This is a genomic window from Stenotrophomonas mexicanensis (genome assembly GCF_032911605.1).
GTDB classification, from domain to species: domain Bacteria; phylum Pseudomonadota; class Gammaproteobacteria; order Xanthomonadales; family Xanthomonadaceae; genus Stenotrophomonas; species Stenotrophomonas maltophilia_A.
The window spans coordinates 109,238-120,148 of sequence record NZ_JAWJTG010000007.1 but is presented as its reverse complement, the minus strand read 5'-3'; the positions used below and the strand labels follow the sequence as shown (position 1 = coordinate 120,148).

The following is a 10,911-nucleotide window of genomic DNA, read 5'->3' as shown; positions in this document are numbered from 1 at the left end:
AGGATCAGAAGGTTGCAGCTCTTTTAGAACCGTCCGTGATATCGGGGTAGAACCCCTTGACCATCTTACGTGACCAGTTGCCCGGCAACAGTTGACCACTGTTGCCTATACTCAGCCCATCGAGTAGCCCGTTGCACTGAACGGAAACCCACACATACATTAAAGGACCTGTCATGCCAGTCGATTCTCCGCCTCCCGTTCCGCAAAGGCTGCGCGAGATGCTCAAGGACTATCCTGAGCATATTCAAACCCTGCAGGCTGACTTAAATCGCGTAGTTGAAAAGCCGTCCAAAGGCATCCCCTTATCTGAACAGGCTATTTGGGCATTGGAGGCTGCGCTCAGTACCTTCGCCGTGGATGCCCGCGAAGAAACCAAAGCGGCCGAGGCGGGCGGCGATCCGGCGGCGATTGCACAAGCCAAGGCAAAAGAACGCCTCATGTTTCAAGCTAGCTCCAGCAATGGAGGAATGCGGCTTGGATTGATGAATGATCTATGGGATTACTTTAAATTGATCGAGGGCGTTTGAGTGAGCACGTCAAATGGTGGTCTCGACGCCGCAACACATTCTCGTGTGTTCGAGGAGGCAGTCTTTCCTGACAGCGGATTCACCAGGGTTACTTCGCAACCTCAGCCCAGAGCAATCATCCTCGCGGGGCAACCCGGAGCAGGTAAAGGTAGCTTGGCCCGTGGGGCCGAGACTGAGCTTCAGCATGATGTCATCAAGATCGACCCCGATGAGCTGCGCAAATACCACCCAGATATAGGGAAATTCCAGGAGAGCTATCCCTACACATGGTCTTCGTACACCCATCCTGACGCCAGCGCGTGGTCTGACAAACTGCTAGATGCCACCGTTGCAGGGAAGAAGAACCTGATCTTCGACACCACGTTGAGCAACGGTGAGTGGTCGTCCGAACTGATCAAGGACCTGCAATCGAAGGGCTACACGGTGGAGGTGCGCGCCATTGCATCTCCAAAGCTGGAGAGCGAGCTCGGGGTTGACGTGCGCTACTCTCGCGACCTGGACAGCAAAGGCAATGGTCGCTACGTTCCCGCTGGTGCTCGCGATGCGATCTACGAGAAGCTGCCCAATAGTCTGGACATGGTGCACGAACGCACCGATGTGCAAATTCGCATCTTCAATCGTGAAGGCAAGGAGTTGTACGACAGCCACACCAGCCCGAAGTTGCCTGGGGCTGCATTGCAAGAGGCGCGCGAAGCCCGGCTAAAAGATCCCGCCCTCACCCGCCAGCTGCGGGATGGCTGGCAGGAGCAGCAGGCCTGGCACCGTGATTTGCCACAGACGCTGTCCCACAACGACAAGGTCGCTCGGCCCACGCGAGAGAACCTACTGACAGAGCGCAGCGAAGCTCAAGTGGTCGAGGGGCTTGAGCGGCAGGCGCGACAAATGGTCGATATTGATCATGCGGTGCGCATTCGCCCCACCCGCATCCGCGCGGGTGGGGCACTGGGCATCGCAGGCCTGGCATTGGATGCCTATGACGCCGGTGAGGCTCTGCGAGCAAGTAGCCGACTGCGTGGCGAAGGCAATGACACAGCCGCAGAGTCAGGGTTGATCCACTTCGGCGCACGCAGTGTAGGCGGCTTTACCGGCGCAGGTCTGGGCATGGCAGTCGGTGCGGTCGCGGGCGTCGAATCAGGCCCCGGTTTGCTGGTCACAGGCGCCATCGGCGGGATAGCGGGCGCGTTCGCGGGCGACAAGATTGCCGAGTGGACGGACAACCGTCGCATCTACAATCAAGCCGACAGTCAGGGAAACACTTGGACCTATGATCCGGATCATCCCGATCAAGGCTGGCAGCGCCCCGCACCGATTGACAACAGCAACGATGGCATCGACAACCCGACGCGTGGCCTTTTGCGCGCGCCTCCAGCCCTTGCCAACCAGCTGAATTACCAGGCAACCAGCGAGTCGGTGAAACTGGTGCTTGGCAGCCCGCCCAGCCAGCAAGACCCGTTCACGCAACCCGCCAATGTCAGCGACCCGCAAAGCTGGTATCCGGCGCAGTGGACACGTACGGCCGACGGCCAGCAGTGGCAACGCGAAGTGATCACTGCCGTGTACGAGCTGGGCCAGCGCGAGACGCGGATCGACGTGGCCAGTCCAGAACGAGCGGCCGAACTCGATCAGGCCGCTGCCCAGGTCGTGCTGCACAATGCTGCCAACAGCCGCCCGGTGATTGCGGCGCGCTACGAAGCAGCCTATGCCCAGAATGGCTGGGCGTCCTATGGCTCAATACCCGAGGCTGTGCAGCAGGCACGCACCGATTTGGACGCGTTGGCCGCCTCCGACGACAACCGCTACCAGCGCCAGGCGGACGGCCGTTGGGTCAGCGAGGGGGTGATCTACGATTCCACTGCCAGCGGCAATCTGCGCGCCGAGTTGGACGCCACCCGCGATGTGGTAGAGGCGACGTTACCGCCGCCCCACGCTATACAGAAGCCGTCGCCGATGACGGCTGATGAGCGCATGCGCGACACGCTGCAGGGCGCCTACGCGAACGCTGGGGTGGTCCTGAGTGCAGAACAACTGGCAGCGAGCGCGGTTGCAGTCCAGGCCACACAGACCGCGCAGGGTCTGGGGCCCGACACCACTGCCCTGCAGTTGCAGCGGAACGCCAACGGCGGTTACGACGTGGACAGCCCTATTGCCAATCTCCGCCTGGCCGCTGACGGCAAGACTTATACCATTGCGGCCGTGACCACGACGGAGGACATCCATCGGACACAAGGCCGGGCTTCCTCTACCGGCATCGATAACCCGCAACAGGCCGCGGGGGCCACCACTGAACAGCCAATGGAGCAGTCCCATGCGGGGGCGCCGATGCCGCCTCGGCAGGAACCAACACCGTCCCAGGCAATGACTGCCATGCAGGCCGACCCGCTGTATCGGCAGATCCGCGATGGCGTGGCCGCGCTGGACGCGCGTTACGGGCGCGAATTTGACGAGACCAGCGAGCGGATGACAGCCAGCCTGATGGTATTGGCAAAGGGCAATGGGTTGAAGCAGGTGGACCATGTGTTGCTGAGCAATGCAACTTCAGAACAGCCTGTCGCACACAACGTTTTCCTGGTCCAGGGGAGGCTGGACGATCCTGCGCACCTGCGTGCGTTCATGCCCACCGAGCAGGCAGTGCAAACTCCGGTTGCGGCGTCAGCGCAAAAGTACGAGGCGGTCAGCCGCGAGGTGGAGCAGCAATCCCATGCCACACAGCTTCAGGAACAGCATCAGCAGGAAAACCAAGCTAGAGCGGCCAGCATGGGGCGGTAGTCATTGCTGGTTTGTACTGACGAGCCGACGACGCGAGGCATGTTCCTCCAGAGCGCGCCCCGCGCCGTTGACGTGCCGAACATGCCGATGGCGTCCTGAAGCGTCACCGGAAGCCGAACTGATTGAATCCGCCCTGTCTATTACCCACCCGACGTGCTGGCGTGACTAGGTAAGCCCGATTTCTTGGGCAAATGCGCCATCATGGCGAGTGATGCAGAGAAAGGCGGCCGTAGGGCCGCCTTTTTCGTTGTGGTAGTGCCGGCCGCTGGCCGGCAACCCCCCGTGTTCGCAGATACCGGTCGACGCGGTACGGCGCCCCGTGCCCGACAATGCGGCCATGAGCATCGAAGAGATTCCCCCGCGCAGGCGCGTGAGCGCCTGGCCTAAGGCGCTGTGCTGATTGATGTGCGCTGGGCGGTCGCTGGGGGACCTACCTCGATGTGGAACTCGACGAGGGGACCTTTCAGCGACGGGATTTGGGCATGGACGCTTCTTTAGGGCCAGGACTGGATTCGACTTATGCAATTCCTTCTGTCATCTGCCTGGCTGAGGCCAGCACGAATTCATCCTGATAATGACCAGCGGCAACAGAGAGTCCAACCGGGCAATTGTCGACAGTCAGCAACGGCATGGAAATCTCGGGCAGCCGCGCGACACCGGAAAAGGCGGTGATCGCCATTGTCCTATCGTAGAAGTCCAGCACGGCTTCCAGCGTCGTCAGCGATCCCTTGAGAGGGGCAATGACAGGCGTCGTGGGGAAGCAGATGACGGTTCCGGGCATGAGGAAAGCATTGATCCTCTCGAAGAACCATTCGCAGCGGGTGATGCTGTCGAGTGCGGTAAGCCGGTCGAACGATTGCACATTTCCATACGCCATGGAGAAGGCAAAGCCAAGCTCGGGCTTGTGTGTTTCGATCCAGCTGCCAACCGTGCTCTGGAATTCGGCCGTCTGCAGATTCCGAAGCGCCTTCACATTGCAATCGACTAGCGGAACGTCCGCGCCGACGATCTGCGAGAAGCGGACTGTCTCCGGCTCGATGCCTGTGCGGGTGGCGATCGCCTGCAAGGCGGCCTCCGCCTGGTTTCTCACTGCTTCGTCAGCAATGTCCAGCGCATCGGCGAGGACCAGGATACGTCGCAGCGGCGCCGGCTGGCTTGAGCTGCTGCGCAGCAAAACCCGTGTCGCTGCATCAAGCAGGTTCAATGATGCGGCAACGACGCCCACCGTGCTGACGCTCGGCATGAAGGGCAGCACGCCGGCTTCGGAAATCCGGTGCAGGGATGGGCGCATGCCCCAGATACCGCACAGGCTCGCAGGAACACGGATTGAGCCGCCCGAATCGGTGCCGATGGAGAAATCGGCCACGCCATTGGCGACCGACGCTGCCGATCCACTTGAAGAGCCGCCGGGAATGCGATCTGGAGCCCTGGCATTCACCGGCGTGCCGAAGAATTGGCTTTCGCCGTCGAGGCTATACGTGAATTCGTCCGCGACGACCTTGCCCACGCAGCGCGCGCCCGCAGCCAATACCTGATCGACGCAAAGCGCATTGAGCTTCGGCGCAGGATGCCTGGCCTGCCAAGCGGGGCTGCCATAGGAGGTCTTATGACCCGCCAGATCGATATTGTCCTTCACCGTGAAGGTTGTTCCCTCCAAAGGCCCTGCTCCAAGCGGTGCTATGTCGATCCTTTCGACGATCGAGCCGGACGGATCATCAGGGTAACTACTGTGCATGCTCATCTCGTGGTCGGTTCCGAAGCGTTGTGACGATTGTCCGTGCGAACATCGGCCTAATAGTATGAAACCCGAACGCTGCTGTTGCGGGCGCGCTGGGCGCGCCAGCCAGGCATGGGTTTGGTTCTCGATGTCTCGATCATGGCGGACTGCTGCGACGAGCGCGGCAATGAGGCAACGCGCATGGCATGCCTCGGCCGCGCCGCGATGTTGAAGCCGGTTGCACCTGGCTTGTGGCGGGGATCGATTCCGGCATCTGCACCTGCCCCGTGATGCTTGCCCAGACCAGGGTCGTACCCAGTGCACCTGCCAGGTACGCCACCGACACCGCCCCGATCAGCAGGCCCGCGGCATGCTCCAGCCATGGAAGCAATCGGCAACACCCCTGCGCCCAGCGCGGATGGCTGCCGAGCCACGCCATCAGCAGGCCGAGCGACAGCGCGACGCCACTCAGGCAGGCCACGTAAGCGGCCTGGGTGCCAGTGTCGGCTACGAGGCCGGTAACCAGGGCTGCAATCGCGAACTGCAGCATCCAGTTGCTGCTGCTGGCGAACGCCAGCAGGCATCCTGCTTCGGCGTGCGGCCAACGGGAGCGAGGACGCAGGCCCAAGGGCATCTGCAGGGAAAGCGGAGAGAACGGGGTCAAGCCGGCGTCGCGCAGGCACATGCCCGCCAGGCGCAGCAGCAGGAGGCAGCCCGCGCACTGCATCGCCAGCGTCCACAGGCCGCGGTTTCCCAGCATGCCCGCTGCAACGAAAGCCGTCGCACAGATGATGCCCGTACCGATGGCGATACCGAACGACGCGGCCATGGCGGCTTGCCCGCCCGCGCCCATCGCGGTGCGCAGGATCTTCGCGTGATGCGAAGCAGGCAGGAGCATGGCGAAGCCGTACAGCACCGCGACGATGAAGAACTGCTGCACGTAAACCTGCCACTGACTTACAGAAAGTGCAGAGTGTGGGCGGGTGTGAACGCGCGGTATTGAACGCCATTGCGACAGGTGCGAATCGCCGGCATCAGCCGGCCCACAGCGACACGACGATCCATAGCGCCAGTGCGATCATCAGAAGCCCTGCAGCCCGCTCAAGCCAGGGCAGGGCGCGTGCGAACCGACGCAGCACCCACGGGTGGCCGACCAGCGCGGCGACCAGCAGATCCCAAAGCAGGACGATGCCGAACATCCACGCGCCATAGAAGAATTTCGTTGCGGCGTTGGCCTGCGGGCCGTTGAGCATTGCCGCCAACGTTGCGTAGAACAGCGCATTCTTCGGGTTCAGCAGCGCAGACAGGGCGCCCAGCCCTGCCGCCTTCCACCATCCGTGGGCACCGTCCGCTCGCGATCCGGCGGCAGCGTCAGATGCCTGCAGCGTCGTCGAACCCGCATGGCGCAGGAACAGCGTGCCGAGGTACAGCAGGAACCCGCAGCCCGCCAACTGCACCGCAATGAACCCTGCGCTATCTGCGCGCAGCATGGCCATTCCAGTGAAGGCGGCCACGATGAAGACGCCATTTCCGAGGGCGATGCCTGCGCAGGCGCCACTGGCGGTGCGCCAGCCAGAGGTGATCGCAGTGCGCGCAACAAGGAAGAAGTCGGGGCCGGGTGAAAGCAGGGCGAGAAAATGTACGGTGGCGATGACCAGGAACTGTTCCATCGGGTCCGGCGGCGGCTGGCGGGGGCGCCAGTGTGGGGATGTGCCGCGCGGTGGTATTGAACGTTATTGCAGGCTCAACGTCGGTACTGGCCTGGGGTCGCACCGGCGTGGGCCTTGAAGACCCGCTGGAAATGACTCTGGTCGGCAAAGCCCAGTGCATGCGCGACCACGGCCAGTGCCTGGCCTTCGCACAACCGTCGGCGGGCCTCCTGGATGCGCTGGTCGATCTGCCAGGCGTGTGGCGTCAGGCCCGTGGCACGTCGGAAGGCGCGGATCAGCTGGTAGCGGCTCATGCCTGCCAGCGATGCCAGCTCCTGCAGGGCCGGGGTGTGTTCGAGCCGCTGGCGCAGAATGTCCATCACCGGCTGCAGCCGCTGCTGTAGTGCGGCATCTTCAGGCGGGCCGGCGACGGCTGCACCATCGTGTTCATCCAGATCGCCGACGAACGCGATCAGCGCCGCTTCCTTGACGCTGACCGGATCGTCGGAGAACAGCGTCTCGTTGAGCTGGCAGTACTGCTGGTAGCGCAGGCGATGGCTGGAAATCCGGATGGGTTCCTGCTGCCAGTCGGGTCCGGGCAGGCCGTCATACTCGGCGCGGACTTCGGCCATCCAGCGCGCATCCAGGTGCAACATCTGGTAGCTCCAGACCTGGCCGGGCAGGGGGTTGCAGGCATGCACGCGGCCTGCGGGTACGCCGACCAGATTGCCGGGTTGCAGCAGGCGCGGTCCTTCCGCCGCGCCGGTGAACACGCTGCTGCCGGCGTCCACGGCGCCGATCGAGAAAGTGTCATGGCTGTGCGGGCGATGGCAGGCGCGGCTGTCGCACGCCCGTCGGCTTTCGACGAAGGGCATGCGCGGGTCACGCCAGAATTCGGTGGCAGAGCGCATGCAGCGGTTCCGGGATGCAGGGGGCAACGCCTGCATGGTGCCATGTTCGGGGCAAGGCGCGTCGAGGGTGTCTGCGCGATAATGCGGCCATGAGCATCCAAGAGCTTTCCCCCGCGCGGGCACGCGAGCGCCTGGCCCACGGCGCGGTGCTGATTGATGTGCGCGAAGCGCACGAACGGGCCGGCGGGATGGCCGAGGGCGCGCGCGGCGTGTCCAAGGGCGAACTGCAGGCCGACCCGGCCGCGCATCTGCCGCGGCACGACCAGGAGATCCTGCTGATCTGCCAGAGCGGCAAGCGCTCGGCCGATGCCGCGCAGTCCCTGCTGGAGGCCGGCTACACCCGCGTCGCTTCCGTGACGGGCGGCACCGTGGCCTGGCGCGAGCAGTCGCTGCCGCTGGTACAGCCGCTGGCCAGCGCCGCCGACCGCGACTTCTACGACCGCTACTCGCGGCACCTGCTGCTGCCGCAGGTGGGCGAGGCCGGCCAGCGCCGGCTGCAGCAGTCGCGGGTGCTGGTGCTGGGTGCCGGTGGCCTGGGCGCGCCGGCCGGCTTCTATCTGGCCGCGGCCGGGGTAGGGCACCTGCGTTTTGCCGACCACGACCGCGTGGAGCGCAGCAACCTGCACCGTCAGATCGTGCATACCGAGGCCAGCGTCGGCCAGCTCAAGGTCGATTCCGCGCGCGAGCGGCTGCTGGCGCTCAACCCGTCGATCGAGGTCGAGGCAGTGCCCGAGCGGGTCACGTCCGAGAACGTGGATCGGCTGCTGGAGGGCGTGGACGTGGTGCTGGATGGGTCGGACAACTTCCCGTTGCGCTACCTGCTCAATGACGCCTGCATCAAGCACGCCAAGCCACTGGTGTATGCCGCCATCGAGCGCTTTGACGGCCAGGTAAGCGTGTTTGACGCCGGCCGCCAGCGTGGCGTGGCGCCGTGCTACCGCTGTCTGTTTCCGGAGCCGCCGCCGCCGGAGTTCGCGCCGAACTGTTCAGAGGCCGGCGTGCTGGGGGTGCTGCCTGGCCTGGCCGGTGTGCTGCAGGCCACCGAGGTGCTGAAGCTGCTGCTGGGCATCGGTGAGCCGCTGGTCGGCCGCCTGCTGCGCTTCGATGCGCTGGGCATGCGCTTCCGCGAAACCGGCATCCGGCCGGACCCGCAGTGCCCGGTGTGCGCGCCGGGCGTGCCGTTCCCGGGGTATATCGATTACGCCGCGTTTTGCCGGGGCGGGTGAACCCGGCCGGGGATTCATCCACGCATGGCGTGGATCTACTAATGCTTCGGTAGATCCACGCCATGCGTGGATGGATGTATCGGGTTTCGGGATGATGCTGGGGGTCGCTCCCTGCATCGTTCCACCTCCAAGACAATCCGGCGCAACATGCGTGCTATTGCCGTCATCGGCATTGCTCTATTGTTGAACCCGATTCTGGATCTTGGGGAAAACACCGCATGGCGGTAGAAGCAGCGACCAGTGAGCTGGTCAAGGTCGTGGCCCTGTTGGGCGCGGCGGTGGTGATGGTGCCTTTGTTCCGCCGGGCCGGCCTGGGCTCGGTGCTGGGTTACTTCGCCGCCGGCCTGGCGATCGGACCGTTCGGGCTGGGCTGGTTCTCCGACCCGCAGGCGATCCTGCATACCGCCGAGCTCGGCGTGGTGATGTTCCTGTTCGTGATCGGCCTGGAGATGCGGCCCTCGCACCTGTGGAGCCTGCGCAAGGAAATCTTCGGGCTGGGCACGCTGCAGATCGTCACCTGTGCGGTGGTGCTGACCAGCATCGCCAAGCTGTTCGGCCTGCCGTGGCAGGTCGCCTTCATCGGCGCCACCGGCTTCGTTCTTACCTCCACCGCGGTGGTGATGCAGCTGCTGGCCGAGCGCGGCGACATCGCGCTGCCGTCGGGGCAGAAGATCGTCTCCATCCTGCTGTTCGAAGACCTGCTGATCGTGCCGTTGCTGGCGCTGGTGGCCTGGATGGGCCCGAGCGCGGGCAGTGCCGATGGCGAAGGTTCGCGCTGGTTGTCGGTGGCGATCGGCGTCGGCGCCATCTTCGGCCTGGTGCTGGTCGGCCGCTTCCTGCTCAACCCGCTGTTCCGCGTGCTGGCCGAATCGAAGGCGCGCGAAGTGATGACCGCCGCTGCGCTGCTGGTGGTGCTGGGTGCGGCGCTGCTGATGCAGCTGTCCGGCCTGTCGATGGCGATGGGCGCGTTCCTGGCCGGCGTGCTGCTGAGCGAGTCGACCTTCCGTCACCAGATCGAGGCGGATATCGAACCGTTCCGCGGCATCCTGCTCGGCCTGTTCTTCCTCAGCGTGGGCATGGCGCTGGACCTGGGCGTGGTGGCTGGCAACTGGCAGCTGATCCTCGGCCTGGTGCTGGCGTTGATGGCGGCCAAGGCGCTGTGCATCTACGTGGTGGCGCGCGTGATGGGCAGCGATCACGCGCAGGCGCTGGATCGTGGTGTGCTGATGGCGCAGGGCGGCGAGTTCGCCTTCGTGTTGTTCTCCGCCGCCGCATCGGCCGGCGTGATCGACCTGGAGATCAATGCCAACTTCACCGCCGTGGTGGTGCTGTCGATGGCGCTGACCCCGCTGGTGGTACTGGTCTACAAGCGCATCGCACCGAAGCCGACGGTGAACATGGACGGCGTGGACGAGGCCGACGGCCTGTCCGGCAGCGTGCTGCTGATCGGCTTCGGCCGCTTCGGCCAGGTTGCCAGCCAGTCGCTGCTGGCGCGCGACGTGGACGTGACCATCATCGACAACGATGTGGAGATGATCCAGAGCGCCGCGCGCTTCGGTTTCAAGATCTACTACGGCGATGGCACGCGTCTGGATGTGCTGCATGCTTCGGGCGCGGCCAACGCACGTGCGATTGCGGTGTGCGTGGACAAGGCTGAGGCCGCCGACCGCATTGTCGAGCTGGTGGCCCACGAGTTCCCGCAGGCCAAGCTGATGGTGCGCTCGTTCGACCGCGAGCATTCGCTGCGGCTGATCCACGCCGGTGTCGATTTCCAGATCCGCGAGACCTTTGAATCGGCGGTGTTGTTCGGCCAGGCCGCGCTGGTGGAGCTGGGGGCGGATGAGGACGACGCGATCGAGATTGCCGAGCAGATCCGCCGCCGCGACGCCGAGCGCTTCGAGCTGGAGATTGCAGGCGGTGGCTTGAATGCCGGCGCGCGGATGATCTACGGCAACAGCCCGCAGGGCGTACCGACGCCGACGCCGTTCACCGCGCCGAAGCGGGAGAGCAAGACGCTGAACCCGCAGGATGTGCCGGAAGAGGAAGAATAAAGCCCGGTCGTGCCGGCCGCTGGCCGGCAACCTTGGCGCACCATCCGTCGGTAGTGCCGGCCGC

General features: G+C 64.4%; 8 protein-coding genes. 4 read left to right on the top strand and 4 right to left on the bottom strand.

Annotation, left to right across the window (positions count from 1 at the left end):
* The first annotated feature begins 173 nt into the window (after positions 1-173).
* Complete coding sequence (locus R1L06_RS05550) at positions 174-527, top strand: hypothetical protein (RefSeq protein WP_317217137.1); 354 nt, start codon at positions 174-176, stop codon at positions 525-527.
* A complete protein-coding gene (locus tag R1L06_RS05545) occupies positions 528-3,293 on the top strand; it encodes a zeta toxin family protein (RefSeq protein ID WP_317217136.1) in 2,766 nt (921 codons plus the stop codon).
* 517 nt (positions 3,294-3,810) lie between these two features.
* Here R1L06_RS05545 and R1L06_RS05540 read toward each other — a convergent pair.
* From R1L06_RS05540 to R1L06_RS05525, 4 genes are all read right to left on the bottom strand, one after another.
* Positions 3,811-5,028 carry an amidase family protein gene (locus tag R1L06_RS05540; protein ID WP_317217135.1) on the bottom strand — a complete coding sequence of 406 codons (1,218 nt, stop codon included), beginning with the start codon at positions 5,026-5,028 and terminating at the stop codon, positions 3,811-3,813.
* Positions 5,029-5,167: 139 nt separating this feature from the next.
* The gene (locus tag R1L06_RS05535) at positions 5,168-5,950 is read right to left on the bottom strand and encodes a lysine transporter LysE (protein WP_317217134.1); all 783 of its coding nucleotides are present in this window, start codon (positions 5,948-5,950) and stop codon (positions 5,168-5,170) included.
* A gap of 94 nt (positions 5,951-6,044) precedes the next feature.
* Positions 6,045-6,680: a LysE family translocator gene (locus R1L06_RS05530; protein ID WP_317217133.1), complete on the bottom strand. Its 636-nt coding sequence runs from the start codon at positions 6,678-6,680 to the stop codon at positions 6,045-6,047.
* Between the two features lie 74 nt (positions 6,681-6,754).
* Positions 6,755-7,570, bottom strand: coding sequence for an AraC family transcriptional regulator (locus R1L06_RS05525; RefSeq protein ID WP_317217132.1), 816 nt, complete (start codon positions 7,568-7,570; stop codon positions 6,755-6,757).
* A gap of 89 nt (positions 7,571-7,659) precedes the next feature.
* On the opposite strand from R1L06_RS05525, the gene moeB reads away from it, so the two are divergent.
* Positions 7,660-8,796: a molybdopterin-synthase adenylyltransferase MoeB gene (gene moeB / locus R1L06_RS05520; protein ID WP_317217131.1), complete on the top strand. Its 1,137-nt coding sequence runs from the start codon at positions 7,660-7,662 to the stop codon at positions 8,794-8,796.
* A 218-nt stretch (positions 8,797-9,014) separates the two neighbouring features.
* A complete protein-coding gene (locus tag R1L06_RS05515) occupies positions 9,015-10,847 on the top strand; it encodes a monovalent cation:proton antiporter-2 (CPA2) family protein (protein ID WP_317217130.1) in 1,833 nt (610 codons plus the stop codon).
* The last annotated feature ends 64 nt before the right edge of the window (positions 10,848-10,911 follow it).